Source organism: Paraeggerthella sp. Marseille-Q4926, from assembly GCF_916618935.1.
GTDB classification, from domain to species: domain Bacteria; phylum Actinomycetota; class Coriobacteriia; order Coriobacteriales; family Eggerthellaceae; genus Paraeggerthella; species Paraeggerthella hominis.
On the sequence record NZ_CAKAKF010000003.1, the window covers coordinates 253,768 to 277,398 of the forward strand.

Genomic DNA, 23,631 nt, shown 5'->3' on the forward strand with positions numbered 1-23,631 from the left:
TGACGCGCCGCCACCCCGCAGCGATGCACGCAAGAAAGGAGCGTTACCGGGACGCCTTCGGGGAAAGCGGCGAGCCCAAGCGCGCAAGCTCCCCCGCCACGGTCTCCACCAGAAGCGGCAGGGCCGCATGCACGCGCGGCGTCAGCCCGATGGTCACCACGGCAGGCGAGGCGTTCTCCACCTGCATGCCCAAGCACAGGCCTTCCGCCCGGTATCCCAGCAGCGCAGCCGAATCGAACAGGTCGATCAACTTGAGATCGTGCAGCGATGCGCTGGCTCCGCTTCGGCGCGCCATGGCATCGGGCTCGAAGCGAAACACCGTGCCCGGCTCGGCATCGGTGCCGTCCACGGCGTCCACCGTGATGATCATGTCGAACGCGCGAACGGAATCGAGCATGTCAAGGCTGAGGCACCCTAAATCGAACAGCTGCACGTTCTGGGGAATCTCGTAGCGCTCGATCAGCTCCTCGTATACGGCAGGCCCCACGCCGTCGTCGAGCATGAGCTTGTTGCCCACGCACAGAACCGCGATGGAACGTAAAGCGCGGGCGTCGTCGCAGCCCTTCGCAGCATCATCCGCCATCACAGCCGTCACGCCCCTATCGTCGGACGCACGACCAGGTTGTAGTACGTCGCCGCAGCCAGCATGCACAGCCCAATGATCATGCTCGCAACAGCCCAAACGCGCTCGCGCTTCAAGTACGCTTCCTTGTCGACGCCCCGCTTGGCCGCCCGATGCGCAGCGAACGGCTGAGCCACGATGGAAAACGCCACCGTCCCGGCCGTCAACGTCAGCAGCACCAGAACCGCAACGCCGATGGCCAAGGGCGTGCGCTGCGCGAACGCCGCATAGAACGTGTTGTCCGCGAACAGCCAGAGGGGGTAGAACAGGATGGTGGCCCACATGCCGTGCGCCGGCCCCCAGATGGGAGGAAGGAACAACGCGCCCACGTTGACGCGGGGCACGCCTTCCAAGAACTTCTCTTCTTGCGCGATTTGCTCTTCGGTTAATTCAGCCACAGTTCGGTATCCTTTTCGAAACCTCGATGATTCCCTGCCATTATAGTCTAGGAAGCACCCTTCTACGGGAGGGTCCGGCAAAGCGGAAGGAGAGCACATGAACGTACTTGCCATCGTAGGGTCGAGACGCGTGGGCAGCTACAATCTCCAAGTTGCGCAGGCGGCGGGCGAACTGCTGAAACAGCGACGCCCCGACGTAACGTTCACTATTCTGAACTGGGACGACGTCCCCTTTATGAACGAAGACTCCGAGCACCCCGAGCCTCCTGCCATCGCTCGCGTACGGCAAGCCGTTCGCGACGCCGACGGCGTGTGGCTGTTCAGCCCCGAATACAACCACGCTATTCCCGGGCCGCTCAAAAACCTCCTCGATTGGCTCTCGCGGCCGGTCAGCGCAACGGAGGGGCCGGTCATCGTAGGCAAGCCCGTAGCCCTTTCAGGAGCCAGCATCGGCATGAGCGGCGCCGAGCATGCGCAAGAGCAGCTTGCCGGCATGCTGAACTACCTCAACGCGCGCGTCATGAACAAGCCCCGCCTCTGCATACCGCACGTTGGCTCGCAAGCCCAAGACGGCGTCCTCAAGCTGGACGCGTCCGCTCCTTACCTGGAACGACAGGCAGACGCCTTCGTCCGCTTCATCGAAGCCGCGCGGTAAGCGCAAGCACAAGGACGAGCACGCACACGCGAGAAGCCCGCCACCGATGAAAAAACCGGGCCGGACCCCTCGAGGGATCCGGCCCGGTTCGTACGTCATACCGCTTTCGACAAAGAGCGCTTACGCCTTCTCTTTGTGATGCAGGTCGTCCTCGCCCACGATCGTATGCTTCTCGGGATCGTAGACCAAGCCGCCGTGCTCTTTCCAGAAGAACATGAGCAGCGTCGGGGAAATACCCTCGATGTTGGCCAGGTACATGTGGATGAGCATGAAGCAGATGAAGATGTACATCATGAAGTAGTGGATGATGCGCATCGACATGAGGCCGCCCACCAGGTCGGTGCCAGCCGCGAAGAACCCGAGGTTCATCGTAGGAGCCCACAGGGCAAGGCCTGTGTAGAACATGACGATGATAAGGATCGGGATCATCAGGTAGCTGATCTTCTGCGGCACGCCCAGCTTGGCGCCCAGCGGATGGTCCTTCTTCAGGAACAGGTAGTACTTGATCCACGCGCCCAACTGGTGACGGTTGTCAGCCTGCGGCAGCCACGTCTTGTAGTCCGTAACCTGATAGCGCGTACCGCCGTCCGGAGCGGACTTGACGAAGAACGCCATCAGCACGCGCACGATGCAGTTGATGAACAGCACGAAGCCGCAGAACACATGCACGCCGCGGGCAATGCCCATGAAGAGCGGCCAGAACGGGAAGTGGATAGCGAAGCCGGTGACGATCAACAGGACCATCGCAACCAGGTTGATCCAGTGCGTGATGACGAAGGGCATCGGATGCGCTTCGCGATAATGTGCCAAGTGCGCCATGTTACTTCACCCCCCACGGGCTCGTGACGGTTTCGAAGCTCTTGCCCGTGGCCGGCTCGGTGACGTGCACCGCGCATGCCGTGCAGGGGTCGAAGCTGTGAACCGTGCGCAAAGCGTTGATCGGCTTTTCCACATCGCCCACGGGCACGCCGATAAGCGCCTGCTCCAGCGGGCCCTTCTCGCCGTTGCCGTTCATGGGAGCCAGGTTCCACGTGGACGGGATGATGATCTGGTAACCATCGATCTTGCCGTCCTTGACGGTCTCGCTGTGATAGAGCGCGCCGCGCGGAGCCTCCCAGAAGCCCGAGCCGGCGCCGGTGATGGTGGCGGGCTCGCGGAAGTACTCGCTGTCGCCGCTCTTAACGGCCTCGACCAGCTCGTCGGTCCATTCCTTCATGAGGCCGGCGATGTAGAGCGTCTCGATCTGACGAACGGCGGTACGGCCGAGCGTGGACTGGGCAACGCCGATCTGGCCGGGAGCGCCCAGCGCTTCGAGCAGACCGTCGACGTGCTCCTTGACGAACGGCACGTTGCGCTTGTACGCAGCCAAGATACGGGAAAGTCCGCCGGCCTCGTAAGCCTTGCCGTCGTACGCGGGGCACTTGACCCACGTGTAGCGGTCGTTCACGTCGTAGGACGTGTACTCCGGCTCCGTAACGAAGTACGGAGACGTCATGGTCGCGTCGCCCTTGTACCAGGAACGGCCCATGTACTCGGTGATGAGGTTTTCCTGAACGTCGGACAGGTTGAGCTTGTCGTCGACGACGCCCATGGGCAGATAGCGATCCGCCATCTCCATGCTCTTGTTCTCGAACACGCCCCAAGCGATGTAGCGACCGCAGCCCTTGCCCCAGGTGAGCGCATCCATGTAGTACGGAGCGATAGCCAAGGTGTCCGGGATCATGGTGGTGGCAACCCAGGTGTAGATCTCGTCGACGAGGCCCTTGAGGTCGTCGAGCTTCTGATCGGTGGGCACGAATGCGGTGCCGCCGGGGATGATCGTCATGACGTGCGGCATCTTGCCGCCCAGCAAAGCGGAAACCTGCGAAGCCTTCGCCTGCATGGTCAGCGCCTCAAGATAATGGGCGGTGCAGATGAGGTCGAGCTCGGGCGGCAGCTGATAGGCGGTGCCGTCCTCGGCGTCGAACCAGTTGCCCGAGAAGATGGACAGCTGGCCGTTGTCGGCGAAGTTCGTCAGGCGCTCCTTCAACACGTTGAAGTCGCTGTTGATGGACGTGCCGGCAGCCTGCGCCAAATCGTACGCGTCGGCCGCATCGGCCTTGAGCGCGTTGAGCGGGTTCACGTAGTCGAGCGCAGCCAGGTTGTAGAACCACAGGATGTGGCTGTGCAGGAACTGCGCGCCCTCGATCAGGTTGCGGATGATGCGCGCATTGTTCGAGATCTTGATGCCGTAAGCCTTTTCGGCGGCAATGGCGGACGCGTGAGCGTGCGACACCGGGCACACGCCGCAGATGCGCTGCACGATCTGCGCCGCATCTTCGGGCGTGCGGTTCTGCACGACGAGCTCCATACCGCGGAAGCAGCCGCCGGACACCCAAGCGTCGGAGACCTTGCCGTTCTCGACTTCCATCTCGATGCGGAGATGGCCCTCGATACGGGTGACCGGGTCGATGACTGAACGGGTCATGTAGGCTTACCTCCCTTCCTTATCGTCGTACTTGCCGATGGACTTGTCGGGGTGCTTGGCATCCCAAGCGCGCACCTTCTCGAAGTCCGCGCCGCCGTCCATGCGTCCGGACAGCTTCATGCCGAAGCCGTGCACGACCAGGGCGCCCGCCAGGAAGCAGGTGATGCCCAAAGCGATGGTGCCGGGCTGGACCATCCAGTCGCCGATGCGCAGGTCGCGATGGCGCTTGTAGAACGGGGTGTTGACCTCGACCCAGTTCTGGCCCGGATCGTTGGGGTTGGCCTCGCAGCATCCGATGCAGGGAGAACCGGCCTGGACGCACCAGCTACGACGGTCGTTCCACAGCACGACGCCGCAGTTGGACTTCGTCTGGGGACCACGGCATCCCAGCGGGTACAGGCAGTAGCCCATGGCTTCTTCCTTGGAACCGAACTGGTACACGAACTCGCCGTTCTCGAAATGGCCGCGACGCTCGCAGTTGTCGTGAATGGTCTGGCCGAAGATGCCGACGGGCTTGTTCTGGCTGTCAAGCGCGGGCAGCGTGTTGTCCATGAGGACGACGTCCACCAAAACCGACACGAGCCACTCGGGGTTGGCCGGGCAGCCGGGGATGTTCACCACCGGAACGTTGATGCCGGCCTTCTCCAGATACTGCTGAACGCCCAAGGCGCCCGCGGAATTGGGATGCGCGCCCATCCAGCCGCCGTTGACCGCGCAAGATCCCAGCGCGATGACCGCGTTGGCATTCGCGGCAGCCTCCTCCAGATGATGCGTGCCCGGAGCATCGGCGACGCGCAGAGCCTGGCCGCCCCATCCCTCCAGCACAGCTCCCTCGTAGATAAGGATGTAGTTGCCAGCTTCGATCGTCTGCGCCTTCGCCTCTTCGACGGAATGACCGGCAGCGGCCGAAAGCGTCTCGGAATAGTTGAGCGAGATCATCTCGAGCACGATCGTAGCCGCGCTCGGCGTCTCAACCTGGGCGAACGACTCAGTACAACCCGTGCACGACGCGCCTTCGATCCAAATGACCGGGTACAACTTACCCTTCGTTGCGCCGATCACGGATTTTTCGAGAGCCTGCGCTATCTTCGGAGCAGCCAGTTCGGACAGCCCGGCGGCAACTGCGACCGCGCCGCAAAGCTTCATGAAATCGCGGCGGCTTACTCCTCGAGCCGCCAGCATATCCTGAAACTCAGATACGGTGGCCTCTTTTCCCATGTGCACACCTCCTCAGGTGCTTCTCGTCTTGCTTACCTGCTTATGCATTCTCCACGACGGTTATGCAAAAATGGAGAAAAGGTGCGCGAGCGCAACGTTTAACCCGCAAATGGCGCGAAAGTGTTACCGCCGTCCGAAGCCGTAACAAACAGTATTCACCATTTCGGCTCATGCTTGCATTTTGATGCAGCATTTGCCGGGTTTCGCCCCCCGCTATGCAAACAGTCCGACGCAAGAAACCAGCCGTAAATCGATGTAAGCGACCGTTCGGTTTCTTGTCGTGCACCACTTCTCCCGTCGCAAAACGGGTATGATAGCACACGATATGCAATGAGAGCCTGAGAACTAGAAGGATTCAATATGACGCTGACAGAAGCTTCTTTCGCCTACCTGGGACCCGCCGGAACGTACAGCGACGAGGCCGCGCGGTCCTTTGCCGCGCGCCTGGGAATCGACGAGCCGAACCTGGTGGAATGCCCGTCTTTCAGCGAGGTGTTCGACTGCGTGGATCGTGGCCGCTGCACCTACGGCGTCGTAGCCATGGAAAACGCCCTCGAAGGTCCGGTGACGGCCACGCTCGACAACTTCGCGTTTCGCAGCTCGGCCACGATCCTCGGCGAAGAAGTGCTCGACATCCACCACTGCTTGCTGGTGCATCCCGAAAGCGACCTTGCGCGCATCAAGACGGTTGCCTCGCATCCGCAAGGCCTCGCGCAATGCCGACGCTACCTGAACGAGCAGCTTCCGGGGCGCGCCACCATCACCACGTCCTCCACCGCGGAAAGCGCGCGCCTAGCCGCATCCGATCCCGAAGTGGCCGGCATCGGCAACTCGTTCGCTGCGCAGCTGTACGGAGCGCGCGTGGCCGAGGCGGGCATCGAGGACCACTACGGCAACCAAACCTCGTTCGCGCTCATCGGCCGCCAGGGGCATCCGCCGGTTTTCGAGGGAGAGCGCTTCAAGACCTCGCTCGCGCTGTTTCTGCAAGCGGACAAGGCGGGCGCGCTGCTCATGATCCTGTCCGAGTTCGCCTACGCGGGCATCAACCTGACCAAGATCCAGTCCCGGCCCACCAAACAGGCGCTTGGCGAATACATGTTCTTCGTGGACCTGGAAGGCAGCGTGAACGACCTGCCCGTGCAAACCGCGCTCAACTGCCTGCGCCTCAAGCTGCGCGAAGTGAAGGTGCTCGGCAGCTACCCGATCGGATAGCTGCCGCGAAACGCCGGAGCGAGGGGCTGAGAGACCGTCGCTTTGCTCCAAGGATCTCTCAGTCCCCTCGCTCCGGCGTTTTGCGGCGCGGCGCCAGGATGGCTCCTCGCTAGCCCTAGGGGCTAGAACGCCAGTATTCCCAGGTGCTCGAGCAGGATTTTCAGGCCGATGAGAATGAGGACCACGCCGCCTGCGATGGTGGCCGTTTTTTCGTAGCGCGCGCCGAAGCGGTGCCCAACGGCAACGCCGACAAGGGAAAGCGCGAACGTGGTCACGCCGATGACGACCACCGAAGCCACGATGTCAACGCGCAGAAACGCGAACGTGATGCCCACGGCCAAGGCATCGATGCTGGTAGCCACCGCCATCATCGTTAGTTCGCGCAGGTCAAGCCGCCCGTCCACCGCGCAGGACAGCTGCTCGTCATCGTCGCCGTGAAACGAGTCCCACAGCATCTTCGCGCCGATGATCAGCAAAAGCCCGAACGCGATCCAATGATCGACCGGCGTGATGAACTGCTCGAACTGGGTGCCCAACGCCCAGCCGATCAGCGGCATGAGCGCCTGGAACCCTCCGAAGAACAACGCGATCACCAACGCCTGACGCATGTTCAGGCGCTTCATGCACAGCCCCTTGCACACGGAAACCGCAAACGCGTCCATGGACAAACCTACGCCCACCAGCAGCAATTCGACAAAACCCACAGCGCAATCCTCTCGTCCGCCTTCGACCCCAGCAAACCCCGTGCGGCCTCTTCCCCGCATCAGGGCATAAAAATACCGGCGCGCGCCGGTTGCGGAAATGCACGGTGCGACGCCTTCGTCACACCGCGAGTCTTGTCATTTAATGCTGGCCAGCTTCGTCCGAAGCAGTATGTTGACCCAGCCACGCCGTACGGCGCCGACTACTCCCCCACGGGATTGAGGTATTTTACCACAGAGACCCGCTCGCGCGCCCGTCTTTTAGCGGACCGCGCGCTACGCCCGGAAGACGCCTTCTTCTTGGCGGAAGAACCCTTCTCGCACCAGGTCGTTTACGATAGACTCGAACGTCTCGGCATCCACGCCGTCGCGGCCCGCCGCGCGCTCGAACGCATCCAGGCGAGCGGCCAGATCGTCGAAGCCGATGCCCGGCTCGGCCAACACCACGCGCACCAGCTCGGCGCGCTTCTGACGGCGCGACCCGTCGAACGTCGATTGCCGCGCGTAATGGGCGCTGCGCCGCGAGGGGTTGGCGACAAGCGTTTTCAGATGCGCGCCGTAATCCAGAAGCGCGTAGTACCAGGCGCGCGCATCGTCTTGCGGGCACGTAGCGGCCACGAGCGGCGTCAATTCCCGATCGGACACCTTGTCGCGCTGGGGGAACACCTCATGCAGAAACACCGTGCGCACGTTCGTCTCAATGTAGATCGAAGGCTTGCCGAACGCGAACGCCATGACGCCGGCCGCCGTAGCCGGGCCGATGCCGGGAAGCTGCTGCAGCTGTTCGGCCGTGTCGGGAAGGGCGCCGCCATGGGTGGCGGAGCATTCCTCGCACGCGCGCTTGAGAGCAAGGGCGCGCCGGTTGTAGCCAAGCCCCTGCCATTGCGCCAGAACATCGGCGGTGCCGGCCGCAGCCAGCGCGTCGACCGTGGGAAACAGCGACATCCAGCGCTCCCAATGCTTCAGCACGCGCGTCACTTGCGTCTGTTGAAGCATGACCTCCGAAACCAAAACCGCGTAGGGATCGTCCAGATAGCGCCAAGGCAGCTCCCGATAGCGCAGCGCGCCCTCTTCGCGAACCTTGGCCTCGAACGCCTCGCGAGCTAAGGGAGCATCGGCGGGCCACGAAGGCGAATCGAAACCCGCTACGCGCACGGCTGCGGGCTTTCCGGGTTCGCGTCGTCCGGAGCCTCGACGGTCAGATGAGCGCAGGAAACCGAGCAGCTTGCCACCCTGCACGCCTCGGGCCGAGCGTCGGCGGGCGCATGCGCGGGAGCCTCCTTGCCGCGAGCCTTCGCAAGAGCCGCCTCCACCACGGGATGCGTTGCCCCCAACTCGATCAAATCCTTGAGCGTAATGGAGCCGAAGTAATCGTTGAGCAGGCGATCCGCGCCCTGCCACAGCTTGTTGTACGCACAGGATTTCTGCTTCTCGCAATACTCGGGGTCCAGCACGCACAACGACACGCTCACCGGACCCTGGATAGCCTCCAGGACCTCGAGCAGCGTGACCTCCGCAGGATCGCAATTGAGAGCCAGGCCGCCGCGCGCTCCGCGCACCGTTTTGATAAGCCCGCCCTTGACCAAGTCATGCTGAATGCTGCGCGCGAACGCGTAAGGGATGTCCTCGTCTTCGGCGATATCGGACACCGACACGTAAGCGTCGCCGCTTTTATAAGCGGCACGAAGTATCCTGCAAGCGTAATCGCAGCGTCGCGTGATGTCCATCGATTATCCCTCTTCCCCTTTCAGCAGGTCCTCCAAGTGCTCGAGGTCGCGGCGAAAATCGCTGATCACCGCGTTTTCGAGCGCACGGTATTCCTCCGAATCGAGCGGCTGGTAGGCCGCCATCTTGTCGAACAGATTGTCCGCCGTCACCGGCACGTAGCGCCGCGCCATAAGGCTCGCCTTGTAGGCTTCCTCCACGGCCTCCCGCGCCGCCATGTAGATGTCGTAGCGAGGCATCTGGGCCGAATAGCGCACGAGGGCCGCCTGGTCGACGCCGCGCAGCGAAGGATGCTCGCGCGCGATCTCCATCCAGATGTCCGCGCGCTCCGACGCCGTGGGAAAATCGATGTCGACGATGGACAGCGGCTCTAGAAGATCGTAGAAGAACGGTTCGATCTCCCCCGCTTCGGACGCAGACGCCAGCACGAACACGTCGGGGTTCTCGACAGCCGAGCGTATGAGGTTGATGGCCTCGCGCGCGCCGCGGGACAAACTTGCCATGAGGAAGCCGCCGAGATCGTCCCCCGCAGGCTCGGACACCGGCGACGCCCACAGGTCAAGATCCTCCAGCAGCAGAACGCCCGCGCCTTCGAAGGCGTTGCGAGCCGCGTTCAACTGAGGCTGGCGATCAGCCTGGGCCATCACGCACAGGACGGGCATGCCCTGCAGGTTCTCCTCCATGCGCATGCGCAGCGCAGGCAAGCCCAGCTCGCCTAGCGTGGCAACCATGAACCGGTTCGCGTCCTCGCGCGCTGGCGAGCGGAACAGCAGCGCGTCGGCGGCAGGCATGCGATCCAGCCCGTGCCGCGCGTTCAGCTGCCTGACCAGCTCTTGGAACTGGGGGTCGCCCTGCATACCCACCCCGAAATCGCGCATGAGCGCCACTGTTCGATCGTATCCCACCAGCTCTCGATACGTGATGCGCTCGAGCGTGGAAAGAACGGCCGCGCTGTCGGCGTCATGGCCGGTCGCATCCGCGCTTTCCTCCGACGCCGCTTCGGCCTCGCCGGAAGAAGATGCGTCTTCGGAACCCGCCGACGCATCCTTTTCGGCGGGCACGGCCGCTTCGGGAACGTCCTTCGCCTTCCCGGCGCGCTGCGCCGGGGCGGTCACGTGCTCGACGCGCAGCAAGCGCGCGCCGTCAAGGCCCAGAAAGTCCTGCGAGATGAGGTCCGTCATGTCCTCCAAGTCCTCGCGTGAAAGGCCGAACTCCTGCAGCTTGTCGAGAGCCAGGCCCTGCAGCTGCTCGGCGCAGGAGACCGTTTCGTCGGAAGACAGGTACGGCTCCAGCCGCTCGAACACGTACTCGGCAATCGAGCGCTCCTTGAGCGCGCAGGCAAGCGCCCACGCCTGCTTGAGGCCTTCGAGCGCCGCCTCGTCGGGCGCCGTGCCGTCGGTGCGGCGCGCCTGCTCGAAAGCGGCAAGGTACAGGTGCATCCCCAGCACCGCATCGCCCGCTGCGCAAGCCTGCGCGGCTCGGCGAAGGTACTCGCTGGATGAATTATCGTGCTCGTCGTTTTGGCTGGGCGAGCTGTTCGCGTCGTTCTCGAGCATGTACCCAACCTCCTTTGCGTATGGTATCTGCACATCGTGCGCAAAAATGACTATGTTGAGGTCACATTTTACCCGATAGAGACGCATGCGGCGCGGCATGCACTCAAAACCCAAAAACACTGCGGCTGAGAATCAAGGGGCGGGCAAACCGAAAATGCCGAAACCCGAGAGGCTACCAGTCGAGGATGCTCCATCCGCACGCGCGCGCCGTACGGGTGAGCGGGCGGTCCGGCGTGACGGCGAACGCCTGTTTCGCGGCGCCCAAAACCACGCGGTCGGAATGATGGTCGCCGTACGCGGCAGCCAGCTCCCACTTGCCGGGGCCGAAATGCTCGTCGCCGAAGCGCTGCACCGCGGCCAGCTTCTCCTCGCCTTCGACCGGAAGCCCCTCCACGCGGCGCTCGTAGGTGCCGTCAGGAGCAACGCACATGCGCGTGGACACCTGGTGCGCGAAGGGGTGGTGCTCCATGGCGCGCAGGATAATGGGTTCGAAGGTGGCGGAAACCACCAGCACCACGTCGCCCGCTTCCGCATGGGCGCGCATGGCGGCATCGGCCTGCGGACGGAAAATCGGCGCAATGCTGTGGTCGTAGAAGTCGGCCAGAAACGCGTCGACTTTCTTGGCAGGCCAGCCCTCGAAAGCCGTGAACACCAGCCCGCGCACGCGCGCCTCGTTCTGCGGAAGGCGCAGCTTGTAGGCAGCCGCCCATAGCAGGATGCGCGAGACCACGCGCTTGCGCAGAAGGCCCAGCTTCATGAGATGGGCAACCAGCAAGACCGGGGAGTTGCCGTCAATGCTCGTACCGTCGAAATCGAACACCGCCAACTGCACGGGCGCGTCGGAATCGGTCGACCCCGTTTGGCCGCGCGCGCCTGCGGGTGCAGCAACCTCCGCGCCCTCCTGATTCGGCTTCGCTTCAACGTTCGGTTCTACGTTCGCGCTCTGATCCCCGCTCCGGGACATGGCATTCCATTCTCATCGTGTCGACGGAGCCGCGCCCTTGGCGCGGCGGACGGGAGCTCGCATGCAGGCCCCCGCCCGCCGCGCGCTACCCCTCGCTCCCGTCGTTGCATGCAACGAATTGAGAAGTATAACTCTTTAATTCTCAATACGCTAGGTATGCTACCAACTGGTGTTTTAGATTCGCCAATGCTAGAAAAGCTCGCAAAAACGCCAACTTAGGATATGCGAAGGATATGGGAAAGCGTCGAAAAGGAGACCGAAATGAAGAAGATGAAGAAGAAACGCTGCTACGCTCTAGCCGATTACATGGAGGCGGCTGCATGTTCCGACGACCCGAGCGACCGCGTCGCGGCGTGCCCGGTGGCCGCCGCACAGGGCTTATCAAGCCCGTAAATCGAACCCCAAACGCAAAAAAAGAGGGCGCGCCACGAAGGATGCGCCCGAAAGGAACCCACCTCCCCGTTTGTGCGGGAAGGCCATAACGTCTTGGAAACCGAGCGCCGTTTACGCGGCGCCCTTAGAGAAAATAGCGTGATGTCATACCGACATCATCATCTTACCATGCGAACGTATGCTCTGGACACTGGTAATTGATGTCATCGGTCGAGATCGAGAGCGCCCGACCCTTCGACGTTCACGGTTCCCTGGATCATCGCGCCGGATGCCCCGAAAGCGTACCATTCTCCGTCGATGCTTCGGCACGTCGAGCGCGCCATCGCCCCCGACTCGTCGAGCCAGTACCACTTGCCGCCGTCGAGCAGCCATCCGGTCCGCATCGCGCCCGACGCGTCCAGGTAGTACCATGCTCCGTCCACCTCCGCCCATCCCGTGGCCATGGCCCCGGAGCCGGTCAGGTAGTACCGCTTGCCGCCGACGCTCTGCCAGCCGGTTAGCATGCGGCAGTCGTCGCCGAACAGGTACCACTTGCCGTCGACAAGCTGCCAGCCGGTGAGCGCGTATCCGTCCGCGCCGAAGCGGTACCACGCGTCGAGCGCGAGCCATTCTCCGGCAGGCCAGGAGCCGTCCGCCCGCCTGTACCACCAGCCCTTCCCGTCGCGCACCCATTCGCCGGACGCCCCGGCCATCCTGTCGTACCACTCGCCGGCGCGGCGCATGTACTCCGCGTTCTGCGACCCGGCCAGCTCGCCGGGACAGAGCGTCGCCGACCAGTGGCTGTGAGGGAACACGTTGGCCATCCACTCCGGGCGGCCGAGCCCGTACTTTCGGCATATAGCCGCCACGAGGTGCGCCCCAGCCTCCAGCGCTGCCTCGCCGACCGTCCACGGCCAGCTGCCGTCGTTGGCGTGCTCGACGCTTACCGTGTTCGGGTTCGCCCAGTCGTTTCCGCACGCCCAGGCGGTGTCCCAGTCGTTTACGAGCTGACCGACCGTGCCGTCCGACTGCACGGCGTAGTGGGCCGACGTCGAGCTGTCGAGCCACGTCCTGTAGCAGTCCTCGATGCTCAGGTCGCCCGCCATGTGGTGGATCGTGACCGCCTGGATGGAGCCGTGCCTGCCGCGGGTGAAGCTGCGCGGCAGGATCATCTCCACGTCTGCGTTCAGGCCTTCCCAGTCCATCCTACTCCTCCTTCTCTCCCGCCTCCCCGCCAGGCGATGCGAGCGTCTTACCGACGGGGCTGTCCCTGATGTCGGGGTTGAGCACGCACAGGTTCTCGACGATGCTCACGACTTCGGTCAGGATGACGAACACGCACACCGCGCTCACAGCCGGAACCGATATGCCGAGATCGGCCACGCTCGCGGCGAACTCCAAGAGGTACGCGAGCGCGATGAGGCCGAAGAACCCGGCCTTGTGCCACAGCCCCTCCCGCATCTTCCCGCTTTTCAGCGCGCCGGCCTTGACGGCCCCCGCCACTCCGGTCGCGACGTCCAGCGCCATGCACAGGACCGTCGCTATCAGCAGATTCTCCATTGCTTGTCTCTCCTTGTCTCGTTTTGCTTTGAAAAGCCCAGCAGGGCTTGCCTCGTCGATTTTCCGGTGTGGTTTTGCGTTCGAGCGAACAGGACCTATCCGGCCGCTTCCTCGTCCTCTGCGGCCTCGTCTGCGTCCAGGAGCGATTGCACGCCGCCTCGCCAGAGCGCAGGGACGTTCTCGATTGCCCACTTGCCGTTCTTCACCAGGCTGTAGTAAACCTTGATCATGATGATTCCTCCTGTCCTTTCCTGCTTATTCGCCCGCTACGAGAGCGCCGAGCTCGGCGACCGCAACCATCAAGTCCTCGATGCTCGCAGAGCCGTTCGCCAGCCCTGGAGCGCCCGCCCGCTCGACGTACACCGCGACCTCCTCGTAGTCGTCGTCCGCCCACGCGAACTTCTCCACGTCGTCGGGCGGGACGGCTCCCTTCCTGACGACTATGGTCGGGGACAGCGTCCCGGCCGACAGGTCGGGGTTGGCTATCTCGTTCCCGTTCTCGTCGACGATCCTCATGCCGGCCATGCCCATCACCTCCATGTTCCGGTAACGTAGTAGTGCAGGTACACCGTTCTCGAGTAGTTGCCGACGCTCAGGACGAAGAACTTCGGGGCTTTGTCTCCGAACACCGTGTGCACGCCGGGCCAGAACGCTCCGCCGCCCGGGTCCTCGATGACGACGTCTGCATGCACGAGATTCGTAAGGGCGAACGGGAGGGCGTGGCCTCCGCGCATCGTCCCGTCGTACGTCATGCCGCCCCACTGCATGTTCGTGGACGTCGGCGTGGACGTTGCGCCCCAGCACTCGGCGAACCCCGACGCCCACTTGCGCCACCGCCAGATGCCGCTCGTGCCCTGGGCCACCACGAAGTCGGCCATGTTGCCGCCGTTGAGCCTGAAGGTGCCCGACGCCTCCACGGCCCCCTTCAGGAGCACGCCGCTTCTGTTGCACGAGACGCCGGAGTCGTAGGGCTGCACGGTCCCGTCGGAGAGCGTCCGGCAGGCGGCGAGCGCGATCGAGCCTGGGGCCATGACCGCCAGCTGGTCGGTGCCCGCGTAGTAGGCTATCGCCCCCTTGCCGCCGCAGAGCTTGATGACCGCGTTCGCAGAGTTGGCCGCAAGCTCCAGGAGCCCCGCTTTGAGGCGCGCGAGCACGGTGGTGCCCTGCCTCACCGAGACGCTGTCTCCGTCCACGTACACGTTGCCGCCCGACGGGCTGCCGATCGTCGCGGTCGATCCGTAGATCGGCGCGTTGCACGCCTGCCAGGCGGTTCCGTCGTACACGAACGGCACGGTTGAGCCGGGAACCCAGAAAGCAGCGTTCGCTCCGTTTATCATGATCCGCTTCGCGCCCGATCCGTTCACGTCGAGCGTCGGCAGGCTCGCCGTGTTGGAATGCGAGAACGTGACGGCGACGGCCGCCCCTGGGTACAGCGAGAAACCCGCCACGTCGGAAACCGCCTTCGCAGCCGTCGCAGCAGCAGTTGAACACGTACCGTACAGCGTCTTTCCGTCTGCTCCGTCTTGCCCGTTTGCTCCCGGCTTTCCCTGCGGGCCTTGCTCTCCCTTTATCTTAGTCCATGCGTACATAGACGGAGTTGAGCTGTCCGCTTGCGCATGGTCCGTGTACTGGCCTATATACAGCTTTCCCGTGCTGTCCGTCGTCGAGAAGCCGGACGTGCCGTCTGCGCTGTTAGCGTATGCTATATGGAGGTACGGCGTCTTTCCGTCCTCTCCCGGCTTTCCGGGCGTTCCGTTCGCGCCGTCAGCGCCCTTTATCTTGCTCCATGCGTACTTGGATGGGGTGCTGCTGTCTTCCTGCACGCTATCGACGTACATTCCTATATAGGCGCGGTCGCTTTCGTTCAAGCTGAAATCAACGGTTCCGTCCGCGCTGTTCGAATAGGCTATATGGGTATAGCTCGACACGCCAGGCTTGCCGTCCGCACCGGGCTTGCCAGGCATGCCCTGCGCGCCGTCTTCGCCCTGCAAGCCTTGAAGCCCCCGCTCTCCACGGTCGCCCTTGTCGCCCTTGATCCTGGTCCAGGTGTAGAGCGCCGGGTCGATCGGATCGGCCTCGGTCGAATCCACGCACGTGCCCATGTAGGGGCCGGGCGTCTCGGACATGGGGTCGCCCGTGGGCGATTCCGACCACTTGACGTGCAGGTAGCTCGGAGCGCCGTCCGCTCCAGGAGCGCCGGGCACGCCGTCCTCGCCGCTGGATCCAAGCGTGCGCGCCCACGAGTAGGCGTCCGGGTCCGCGGGGCCGTCTGGAGATCCGTTCGAGCATATGCCCATGTAGGCGGTGTCGGCCTGCGGGGCCTCGGTCATAGGGACGCCGTCTGGGCTTGCGGAGAACCTGATGTGCACGTAGGCGCCGTGCAGGTCCGCCAGAGCGTCGAGGGCGCTTTGAGCCAAGCCGGCCGCGTCCTTGGCGATCTTGTCGACGGCCTCCGCCTTCTCGGCCGCGTCCTTGGCGATCTTGTCGACGGCCTCCGCCTTCTCGGCCGCGTCCTTGGCCGCCTGCCCGATGGGGGCCATGGCGTCGTACGCGGAGTTGATGGACGCGTTGAGCCTGCGTATCTGCCTGTTCGTCTCCCCGGTGAGGGAGTCGAACGTCGTTCCGAGCGTGTAGACCGACCGCGACGGGTCGAGCAGGTCAGGCTCGATCTTCGACACGAGCATGTACCCGTCGAACCCGTGCGGCCTCGACCTCACGCGCACGAGCTCCCCGACCCTGAGCGGCTTGAACCTCCCGACCGCCATCATAGCCATGTCGACGAGCTTCGCCTCGATGGTCGTCTTCGGCTCCACGTGCGGGCGCAGCGCGGTCGCCGCCGAATCGCACAGCCCCTCCACGGTCCCGGCGTCGGGGTTCGAGTACTGCATCTCGATGACGCCGTAGCGCTCCGCCGCCTCCCTGTGGACCAGGACGTCTCCTTCCTTGCAGAAGGCGGCGTCCTTCGGGTACGTTCCGTCCGGCATGGACTCGAGCGTCAGCCCGTCTTTCCCCTCGGGCCGGACGGCGGTGAACAGCCCATTGGTCGTGTCGGTGCGCGCGAAGTCGAGCAGGTTCTCCCCGAAGTCGATCACCTGGGCGTTGACGTCTGAGCACTCGGCCAGGTAGTCGATGTAGCGGACGCCTCCGCTTCGCCTGACGAACAGGTACCCTCCGAGCCGCTCGATCAGCTTGTCCTGTATCTCGCTCGACACCGTGGGAAGCTGCGAGGATTCCCGAAGTATGTGGTTGTTCCTGTCAAGCGCCGCCCCGTTGTTGACCCCGACGACGAACCGGCGCGATGAGTCCACGCGCTCGTTGTACTGTTCGATGAGCCATGAGAAGTACCCGTCGACGGAGCTCGGAGCCGTGAGGGGCTGCTTTCCCGGGACAGTCGAGTACGGTCGCACCAGCACGTCGCCGAGGTAGGCGAGCTCGCCTTTGCACGACACCCTGCCCGAGAGCAGGAAGTCGCTGCTCCTCTCGTAGACGAACCCCGCCCACAGCATCTCGTCGTCGAGCCACACCTCGACGGGGTTCGACCTGTCCCTGTCCTTCAACATGCTCTTCAGAGGATGGCCCTCGGGGATCGTGAACTCGCACCATCCCGCCGCGTTCGCCTCCATCCCCATGCGGATGTCGGTGAGCGCGTGCTCGTCCCCCACGGGGTCGTGGAGGTACTGCCCGCCGTACTTGACGCGCCACATCTAGACCCTGCCCCTCGCTTCGATGGAGAACTTCGGGTTCGTCACCGTCTCCTGCATGGCGGAGTACAGGCAGAACGCGGGCGACTGGCTCGTCGTCGACTCGCTCGTCTTGGAGACGAACGGCCAGTTGCCGGAGCTGTCGCAGCCCTCGAACTCTATCTTCACGGACGGCACCTCGGCGAAGTTGAACGGGTACGCCGAGAACCTCATGGCTGACGTCGCCCACAGCTCGCCCCATCCGCCGAACGCATGGGACGGGAACGTCTTGCGGCGGATGCGGCACACGGCGGTGCCGTCGCTCCACTTCTCCCATTCCCATTCGCCCGACTTCCCGCTGTCCACGACGTACTTCTTGCCGAGCTTGTCGATCTTATTGCTGTTTCGGTTGAAAACAGCCGGATCGATGTAGTCGGATCCGTTTATCTCCTCTAATCCCAAATTGGCCGTTGCCATTTACAGATCACTCCAATCGTATGATACGAACGCCTCCGTCTCGTCTCCGAGCGGCGTCTTGTAGCGAAGCTCCGCCCATCTCGTCCCGCTCTCGTCGCTCCAGCGGGACCCCGCCATGTCCTCCCACGTCTTCGAGCGCATGAGGCCCTGCCCGTTGAGCGCGCGCAGCTCGTCCCACCTCATCGACCCGGCCGCGTTCCACGTCGTCGCGTGCCCCTCTCCCTCGGCGAGCTCGAACCAGCACGTGTTGATCACCTCGAAGCTGTTGACGTACATCTCGTTCCACCCTTGCTCGAACAGCACGTCGTTGAGCCTCCACGTCCCGGCCGGGACGGTCTGCGCCTTCCCGCCGAACTCGATCCTGCAAGGATGCGAGCATTCGATCGTCGGGCGCACGGGACGCCGCCCGCACTCGAAGCGGAACATCCTGCCTCCGCTCGCGTCGAGGCGGTACGTCTGCGTCCCCTTGGTTTTCCACGGGTCGGCCTCGACGTCGACCTTGAAGTAGCCGATATGCGCCTTGCTGTAGTACTCGTCTATCGAGAAGCGGCCATGGTAGGTGTACCCCGGGTCCATCGTCAGCGAGTAATCGAGCCTCCGCCCGTGGAGGAAGTTCGACGCCTCCGTCTTGATCCGCTCGAACATCTCCGGCTCGATGACGCCGAACACGAACGACTGCTTCCTGGCCCCGTACGCGACGTCGCCCGTCATCGCCTCGGTGAGGTCTATCGACCCGCTGCCGCCCGGAACGTCGACCAGGTAGGTCTTCGGAGCCGGAGGGGACAGCGTGCAGTCGTCGGACATCACCATGCCGAACCGCTCGAACAGGTCGACGCCTCCGACTATGATTCTGTTTTTAGGGTTTATAGCCTCCATCCTCTACCACCTCCCCAGGTTTTCCGCCCTGGCAAGCTCGACGCCCATGGGTTTGGCGATAGAAGACGCCAGCTTCTTTCCGTCGACGTACACGGCGACCTCGCCGCCTCCTGCCGAGCCGATAGCGGCTACCATCGCGTCGTACACGTCTTCTTTCGTGAGCGAGCCGTTCTTGTTTGCCGAGATTGCCATCCCGCTCGATGCCGCATAGCCGGGCGATGACAGCCTCGGGGCCGAGATCGCCATGTTCGAGAACGGCGCAGCGATCGCGTCTGCTACTTTCGCAGCGGCGCTCACGGTACCGACTCCCATCGCGGCCATCGACTTTGCGACCGATCCGGCGGCGGCGTCGATGCCATCCGCAGCTCCGAGCGGCACCCATTTGAAGGTCGCCTTCATGACCTTTGACGGCGACGCGATGCCGAAGAAGCTCTTCACGGCGTCGAGCGCACCGGAGCACACGTTTACGATGGCGTCCCAAACAGCACCCGCTGCGTCGCGGACGCCCGACACCATCCCTCGTACCATGTCGCCGGCTGCTGACGCCATCTGCCCGGCGAACCCGGCGACCTTTCCAGGAAGGCTCGATACGAAAGAGATCACGTTTCCGACGAACTGGGATCCTGCCGTCGCCGCCTGGCTCGCCATCGACGCCGCCCACGACGCTGCAGCAGATACAGCAGACGAGAGGAATCCCGACACCGATCCTGGAAGCCCGGCAAAGAACGACACGACGCTGCTCACGAACCATGATCCTGCCGCCACGGCCTGCGCCGCCATCGAGGACGCCCATGCGACCGCGTCTGCGACCGCCTGGTCGAGCCACGACTTGACGAGCATAGGGAGCTGCGAGAAGAAAGCGCCGACGTTCGTCACGAACTGGTTCACCGATTCAGGCAATCCTGCAAGGAACTCGACGAACCCGGTGAACGCGTCGATGGCGAATGTGGCGGCCTGCACGATTCCTCCGAAGAGGGCGACGACCAGCGACAGGGCTGCCCCGAGCACGGTGCCGAGGAAGTCGGCGACAGGCTGAAGCGCCTCGTACATGCGCTGCGCTGCCCCGAGAAAGTCGCCGATCATCGGAGCAAGCTGCTCCAATGCCGGGATCACCCACTGGCCTATGGCGCTTCCGAGGCTCTCGAGAAGCGTCGACGCGGTCGAGAACGCTGCCGCCAGCGTCCCCGCGAACTGAGCTGCTACAGGGGCGAACGCGTCGACGAGGCGTCCTATCCACTCTTGCGCCGTCGCGATGGCCGACGGGAGTTTCTCGCCTATCTCCGACACGATCGGGCCGAACGCTTCCTGCAGCGACCCTGTCGCCGCCGCGATGGAATCCTGCATTCCTTGCGGAAGCGAGCCCTTCACGGTCTCGAACGCGGTCGAGAACATCGTCCCCAGCGACGCAGCAAGCTCCGGACCTACTTTTGCGACGAGCTGCGGTATCGAACCCAAGGCCGTCCCTAGGATGCGACCGAGCCTCGGGATTATGTTCCCAGCGGCCGTGACGACGGAATCGACAAGCTGGCCGGTCAGCGCTTCGAGGTCGGCGTTCTCGTCGGCAAGCCCGGTGAGCCAGTTCGAGTAGGCGGCTTTCGCCATCGCAACAGATCCTTCAATGGTGGCTGCGGCCTCCTGCGCGGTGGTGCCTGTGATGCCCATCTCCTGCTGCACCACGTGGATGGCTTCCACGATGTCGGCGTAGGAAGAGATGTCGTACTTGATTCCCGATATCTTCTCGGCATCGTCGAGCAGGCGCTGCATCTCCTCCTTTGTTCCTCCGTAGCCTAGCTTGAGGTTGTCGAGCATCGTGAAGTTCTGCTTCGCGAAGCCTTGGTACGCGTCGGTGATGCGCCCCATGTCGGTGCCCACCTTGTTCGCGTTGTCCGACATGTCGGTGATCGCCATGTTCGCGTACTCGACGGCGGCGTTGGTGTCGCCGCCGAGGCTCTGCAGCAGCGACGCGCTGAACGACGTAGCCTGCTCCATGTACTGGTTCGCGCTCATGCCGGCCGTCTTGTACGCGCCGGCAGCGTAAGCCTGGAGCTTCCCGCTGCTCTCCTTGAACAGCGTGTCGACGCCTCCAACCAGCTGCTCGTAGGATGCGTAGCTTTCGAGCGCGGATCCGGCAACCTTTGCGACGCCGGCGACGGCGGCAGCAGCCGCTGCCACGAGCGCTGCGAGCCCTGCTTTTGCCGCCGTTGCCGCCGCTCCTCCGAAGCTTCCTCCGAACGACTTGCCGACCGAGTCCCCGGCGCTGCTCGCGTCGACTGATTTCAGCTGCGCGGCGATGTTCGCCTTCTTCAGCTTCGGGTACAGCGCGACGTACGCGCTAGCCAATTCGCTTGCCATCGCGAGCCTCCTTCCTCGGCATCGACAGCCTTCTCTCGTACTCTTCCTGCGTCATGGACGCGGAGCGCTTCTTAGGAGCCTCCCTCCAAGGCGGGACAAGTTGGCCGTCCTTGTCGCGCCACGAGTTGAGCAGGTTGAAGAGCATCCACTCGGCGTCCGTCCACTGCGTTTCCGGGTTGATCTTCGCCAAAGTGAGCGAGCCTCTCGGCAGGCTGCGGGACAGAGACGCCGCATGCCTGACCGACACGCTCCCTCCCACGTCGTCGATGCAGACGCCGTAGTACCTCTGGAGGTCGGCTCTAAGCTCGTCCGGGTACTTGCGGCGCACCTCGGCGAAGAAGATCAGTTTTTTGCCTCTCCCTCGTTCATCTTCGCCATGAGCTCGTTGAAGAACCCGGTCATGGACGTGGCCGTAGTCACTCCCGCCTTGTTCGCGAGCGCGTTCTTCACCTTCGGGTACTGGTCGCCGAAGACGCGCTTGCACAGCTTCGGGAACGCGAAGATGTTGCCGTCCTGCATCTCTCCGAGAAGCTCCACTACCTCGATGTCGTTCATCACCTCTTTGTCGACCGTAACGTCGATTCCCTTTACGTTTACGGTTACGGGCGTTTCGTTCGCCTTTGCTTTGCCGTTCGTCGCCATTACGCGCTCTCCTCCTCGATTTCGGCGTAGTACTTGTACGCCTTGTTTCCCTGCTCGTCCGGAAGTGCCTTGATCTTGATCTCGGATCCGAGAGGCTCGGATCCGGAGTACTTCATCTCTCCGACCTCGATGACCTTCCCGCGAGGGACGACGGTCCGCTCCACCATGGTCTCGGAAAGGAGCACCTCGAACACGTAGGATCGCGCGGCGGACTGCTTGCTGTTCACCAGCACGGCGATGTTGCCTTTACTGTCGACCGTCACGTTGTCCTGCCCGTACCGCTCTGCCAGCGCGTGCTTGTTCGTCTCGATCGGGTGGAACGCGTACGTCACCTCGTGATCGGTCCTGACGACGGCGACCTCGTCTCCTCCGAACGCTTTGAATCCCTCCGTGTCGCCGTTGATGGCCTCCGTGATGCCGTCCTCGTGGATGTAGCCGAGGCTGTTGAACCCTTCCTGCAGCGCCGTTGATGCGTCGGTCGGCACATTTGTCCCTCGGTCGGCCGAGTACACGGATCCTCCTACTTTGGGCTTCGGAATGTGCACGTTTTCAGCGTTTTGCGCCATATCTCATCCTCCTATGCTGATAAGCCGCCCGAAGAGAGCGGCTAAACCGTTTTTATGTCCGCGACTATCTGGTAACGTGGCGAATCGGCAGCCGGGAAGCTCGCAATCGAGTTGATGGAAACCGCCCTGACGTTCGCCTCGCGCTTGAACGACGGCAGCATGTCGCGGATGCTGCACGCCATCTCCGCCGCCTCCGCTCTCGTCTGCGCCCAGCATTGGATGGCGACGGCAGGGTTGTCCAAGACGACGCCTGTCACCCCTCCGCCGGTGCGCTCGATCGACACGAAGCGCTCCGGGCGCGGGTTCGGGACCTCCGTTGCAGCGTCCCATCCGGTGTTCGCGGCTATCCATGCGACGAGCGCAGCCTCGATGTCGTAAGGCATGGCATCACCCCTTTCCCGCATCGACTGACTTCACGAGGGAGTTGTGCTTCGCGTTCGACGCGATTGATGCGGCGTCTGCGGTCTGCACGAAAACGTGCGCCGAAACCTCCAGGTTCTTCGCCACGACGCCGTAGCGAGCGTTCCCGCTCTCGCTCATGCCCTCGGCGTTGCGCGCGATGCGCTGCCCTCTCGCCACGAGGTCCGCCCTCACGGCCGGCATCTTCATGATCTCGCGCGCAGCTTGCCCGTTGATCTTGAGGCCGCTTATATCAGCCATGGGTCGCCGTCACCTCCACTTCTCTGTTCCAGTCGCCGGGAGGCTCTGGGTCGAGCCACGGGCGTGGGTCGCCGATGACATCGAACCATTCTCCGTAGACCCACACCCGCGCCTTCTCCAAGCTGCCGCCGTAGGATTTCGGGAAGTACAGCGTGTAGGCGACGGACACGCCCTCCGGACGGTTTGACTCTCCGATGGAGGACGTGGGGCCGACGGCCGCCAGGACGTTGCCGACGGTCTCTACCGCGACGTCGTAGACGGGGTTCCCATGGGAGTCTTTCCCTGCTTGCGCCTTGGTTTCGACGATCACCGTGGTTCCATGGAGCATCACGCATCACCCCACGGGTGGACGAATCCGGCGCTCTGGCGGCCGATGCCGAGCCTTCGCCTCTCCGCAGACGTCAGGTAAAGGTCGCCGGTCGGGTTCGCGTAGGTTAGGGACTGGCTGAACGGCCCAACGGTCACGCCGCCCTGCGTTATCGGAGCCTGGTCGACATGCGACATCATCGCTCGCTTCACCATCTCGCATACGGTGAGCGAGAGCGCGTCCTTCGTCAGCTCATCGTCGATATCCAGCTCAACGCCGAATCTCCGGCACTCGTCGGCGACGACGAGGGACGCGTCCTTCAGCTTCTGCTCCGCGCGCGCCTTCTCGTCACCGCTCGAAAGAGGTCGCCAGCGCGCTTGGAGATCTTCTACGCTCGCGTAAGCCTCCATGCCAGCGGCACCTCCTTACTCCTCTTTCTCGACCTTCTCGTCGGGCTTGTTGACATGCTCGGTTTTTACCTCCTCGACCTTGCCGGCTTCGATGAGCGCCTTAGCGCGGTTGGCGGGCGCATCGAACACTTCGCCCTCCCAGCGGACGCCGCCCTTCTTGTCGTTTAGGGTATTGTCGGTGAAGCACTTGATCACTCGCAGTTTGGCCATG

29 protein-coding genes are annotated in these 23,631 nt (G+C 63.5%); 3 read left to right on the plus strand and 26 right to left on the minus strand.

Features of this window, described 5'->3' with window-relative positions; translation table 11 throughout:
• Positions 1 to 43: 43 nt before the first annotated feature.
• The gene (locus tag LG373_RS06220; protein ID WP_225749318.1) at positions 44 to 595 is read right to left on the minus strand and encodes a hydrogenase maturation protease; all 552 of its coding nucleotides are present in this window, start codon (positions 593 to 595) and stop codon (positions 44 to 46) included.
• Positions 592 to 1,020, minus strand: coding sequence for a viscotoxin-A3 (locus tag LG373_RS06225; protein WP_225749319.1), 429 nt, complete (start codon positions 1,018 to 1,020; stop codon positions 592 to 594). The genes LG373_RS06220 and LG373_RS06225 overlap by 4 nt, the downstream gene beginning before the upstream one ends.
• A gap of 97 nt (positions 1,021 to 1,117) precedes the next feature.
• Between LG373_RS06225 and LG373_RS06230 the strand changes: the two genes are divergently transcribed.
• Entirely contained in the window at positions 1,118 to 1,675 is a 558-nt protein-coding gene (locus tag LG373_RS06230; protein WP_114565879.1) for an NADPH-dependent FMN reductase, read from the plus strand.
• Positions 1,676 to 1,795: 120 nt separating this feature from the next.
• Here LG373_RS06230 and LG373_RS06235 read toward each other — a convergent pair whose 3' ends face one another.
• The 3 genes from LG373_RS06235 to LG373_RS06245 are packed head-to-tail and all read right to left on the minus strand — an operon-like array spanning position 1,796 to position 5,360.
• Positions 1,796 to 2,494, minus strand: a complete 699-nt coding sequence (locus LG373_RS06235) for a cytochrome b/b6 domain-containing protein (protein ID WP_114565880.1) — start codon at positions 2,492 to 2,494, stop codon at positions 1,796 to 1,798.
• A 1-nt stretch (position 2,495) separates the two neighbouring features.
• Positions 2,496 to 4,142: a nickel-dependent hydrogenase large subunit gene (locus LG373_RS06240; RefSeq protein WP_114565881.1), complete on the minus strand. Its 1,647-nt coding sequence runs from the start codon at positions 4,140 to 4,142 to the stop codon at positions 2,496 to 2,498.
• 6 nt (positions 4,143 to 4,148) lie between these two features.
• Positions 4,149 to 5,360: a hydrogenase small subunit gene (locus tag LG373_RS06245; RefSeq protein WP_114565882.1), complete on the minus strand. Its 1,212-nt coding sequence runs from the start codon at positions 5,358 to 5,360 to the stop codon at positions 4,149 to 4,151.
• A gap of 360 nt (positions 5,361 to 5,720) precedes the next feature.
• On the opposite strand from LG373_RS06245, the gene pheA reads away from it, so the two are divergent.
• The gene (gene pheA, locus LG373_RS06250; RefSeq protein ID WP_114565883.1) at positions 5,721 to 6,572 is read left to right on the plus strand and encodes a prephenate dehydratase; all 852 of its coding nucleotides are present in this window, start codon (positions 5,721 to 5,723) and stop codon (positions 6,570 to 6,572) included.
• 122 nt (positions 6,573 to 6,694) lie between these two features.
• Here the strand turns inward: pheA and LG373_RS06255 are convergent, their stop codons facing one another.
• The 5 genes from LG373_RS06255 to LG373_RS06275 form a co-directional block, all read right to left on the minus strand.
• Positions 6,695 to 7,276, minus strand: coding sequence for a manganese efflux pump MntP family protein (locus LG373_RS06255; RefSeq protein ID WP_114565884.1), 582 nt, complete (start codon positions 7,274 to 7,276; stop codon positions 6,695 to 6,697).
• A gap of 273 nt (positions 7,277 to 7,549) precedes the next feature.
• The gene (locus tag LG373_RS06260) at positions 7,550 to 8,428 is read right to left on the minus strand and encodes an adenine glycosylase (protein WP_225749320.1); all 879 of its coding nucleotides are present in this window, start codon (positions 8,426 to 8,428) and stop codon (positions 7,550 to 7,552) included.
• On the minus strand, positions 8,419 to 9,000 hold the full coding sequence (locus LG373_RS06265) for an Rrf2 family transcriptional regulator (RefSeq protein WP_225749321.1): 582 nt from the start codon (positions 8,998 to 9,000) through the stop codon (positions 8,419 to 8,421). The genes LG373_RS06260 and LG373_RS06265 overlap by 10 nt, the downstream gene beginning before the upstream one ends.
• Positions 9,001 to 9,003: 3 nt before the next feature.
• Positions 9,004 to 10,554, minus strand: coding sequence for a ribonucleotide reductase subunit alpha (locus LG373_RS06270; protein ID WP_225749322.1), 1,551 nt, complete (start codon positions 10,552 to 10,554; stop codon positions 9,004 to 9,006).
• 172 nt (positions 10,555 to 10,726) lie between these two features.
• Complete coding sequence (locus LG373_RS06275) at positions 10,727 to 11,518, minus strand: HAD family phosphatase (protein ID WP_225749323.1); 792 nt, start codon at positions 11,516 to 11,518, stop codon at positions 10,727 to 10,729.
• A 261-nt stretch (positions 11,519 to 11,779) separates the two neighbouring features.
• Here LG373_RS06275 and LG373_RS12250 point away from each other — a divergent pair, with 261 nt between their 5' ends.
• Positions 11,780 to 11,911 (plus strand): hypothetical protein, encoded by a 132-nt coding sequence (locus LG373_RS12250; RefSeq protein ID WP_255616277.1) that lies wholly within the window; start codon positions 11,780 to 11,782, stop codon positions 11,909 to 11,911.
• Positions 11,912 to 12,114: 203 nt separating this feature from the next.
• Here LG373_RS12250 and LG373_RS06280 read toward each other — a convergent pair whose 3' ends face one another.
• The 16 genes from LG373_RS06280 to LG373_RS06350 form a co-directional block, all read right to left on the minus strand.
• Complete coding sequence (locus LG373_RS06280; RefSeq protein WP_225749324.1) at positions 12,115 to 13,095, minus strand: peptidoglycan recognition family protein; 981 nt, start codon at positions 13,093 to 13,095, stop codon at positions 12,115 to 12,117.
• A 1-nt stretch (position 13,096) separates the two neighbouring features.
• The gene (locus tag LG373_RS06285; RefSeq protein WP_225749325.1) at positions 13,097 to 13,450 is read right to left on the minus strand and encodes a phage holin family protein; all 354 of its coding nucleotides are present in this window, start codon (positions 13,448 to 13,450) and stop codon (positions 13,097 to 13,099) included.
• 95 nt (positions 13,451 to 13,545) lie between these two features.
• The gene (locus LG373_RS12255; RefSeq protein ID WP_255616278.1) at positions 13,546 to 13,680 is read right to left on the minus strand and encodes a CD1375 family protein; all 135 of its coding nucleotides are present in this window, start codon (positions 13,678 to 13,680) and stop codon (positions 13,546 to 13,548) included.
• Positions 13,681 to 13,705: 25 nt separating this feature from the next.
• On the minus strand, positions 13,706 to 13,975 hold the full coding sequence (locus tag LG373_RS06290; RefSeq protein ID WP_225749326.1) for a hypothetical protein: 270 nt from the start codon (positions 13,973 to 13,975) through the stop codon (positions 13,706 to 13,708).
• Positions 13,976 to 13,980: 5 nt separating this feature from the next.
• On the minus strand, positions 13,981 to 17,154 hold the full coding sequence (locus LG373_RS06295) for a phage tail protein (protein ID WP_225749327.1): 3,174 nt from the start codon (positions 17,152 to 17,154) through the stop codon (positions 13,981 to 13,983).
• Positions 17,155 to 17,607 (minus strand): hypothetical protein, encoded by a 453-nt coding sequence (locus tag LG373_RS06300; protein ID WP_225749328.1) that lies wholly within the window; start codon positions 17,605 to 17,607, stop codon positions 17,155 to 17,157. It lies immediately after the preceding gene.
• Positions 17,608 to 18,483 carry a hypothetical protein gene (locus LG373_RS06305; protein ID WP_114565894.1) on the minus strand — a complete coding sequence of 292 codons (876 nt, stop codon included), beginning with the start codon at positions 18,481 to 18,483 and terminating at the stop codon, positions 17,608 to 17,610.
• A 3-nt stretch (positions 18,484 to 18,486) separates the two neighbouring features.
• The gene (locus LG373_RS06310; RefSeq protein WP_225749329.1) at positions 18,487 to 20,835 is read right to left on the minus strand and encodes a hypothetical protein; all 2,349 of its coding nucleotides are present in this window, start codon (positions 20,833 to 20,835) and stop codon (positions 18,487 to 18,489) included.
• The gene (locus LG373_RS06315) at positions 20,816 to 21,025 is read right to left on the minus strand and encodes a hypothetical protein (protein WP_147269840.1); all 210 of its coding nucleotides are present in this window, start codon (positions 21,023 to 21,025) and stop codon (positions 20,816 to 20,818) included. The genes LG373_RS06310 and LG373_RS06315 overlap by 20 nt, the downstream gene beginning before the upstream one ends.
• Positions 21,026 to 21,177: 152 nt before the next feature.
• Entirely contained in the window at positions 21,178 to 21,477 is a 300-nt protein-coding gene (locus tag LG373_RS06320) for a hypothetical protein (RefSeq protein ID WP_225749330.1), read from the minus strand.
• Entirely contained in the window at positions 21,477 to 22,043 is a 567-nt protein-coding gene (locus LG373_RS06325; RefSeq protein WP_114565898.1) for a phage tail protein, read from the minus strand. The genes LG373_RS06320 and LG373_RS06325 overlap by 1 nt, the downstream gene beginning before the upstream one ends.
• 41 nt (positions 22,044 to 22,084) lie before the next feature.
• Positions 22,085 to 22,426, minus strand: a complete 342-nt coding sequence (locus LG373_RS06330; RefSeq protein ID WP_216528649.1) for a hypothetical protein — start codon at positions 22,424 to 22,426, stop codon at positions 22,085 to 22,087.
• Between the two features lie 4 nt (positions 22,427 to 22,430).
• A complete protein-coding gene (locus LG373_RS06335; RefSeq protein ID WP_114565899.1) occupies positions 22,431 to 22,703 on the minus strand; it encodes a hypothetical protein in 273 nt (90 codons plus the stop codon).
• A complete protein-coding gene (locus LG373_RS06340) occupies positions 22,696 to 23,013 on the minus strand; it encodes a hypothetical protein (protein ID WP_114565900.1) in 318 nt (105 codons plus the stop codon). The genes LG373_RS06335 and LG373_RS06340 overlap by 8 nt, the downstream gene beginning before the upstream one ends.
• A 17-nt stretch (positions 23,014 to 23,030) precedes the next feature.
• Positions 23,031 to 23,420, minus strand: coding sequence for a Gp19/Gp15/Gp42 family protein (locus tag LG373_RS06345; protein WP_114565901.1), 390 nt, complete (start codon positions 23,418 to 23,420; stop codon positions 23,031 to 23,033).
• A gap of 15 nt (positions 23,421 to 23,435) precedes the next feature.
• On the minus strand, positions 23,436 to 23,630 hold the full coding sequence (locus tag LG373_RS06350; RefSeq protein WP_114565902.1) for a hypothetical protein: 195 nt from the start codon (positions 23,628 to 23,630) through the stop codon (positions 23,436 to 23,438).
• Between the last annotated feature and the right edge of the window lies 1 nt (position 23,631).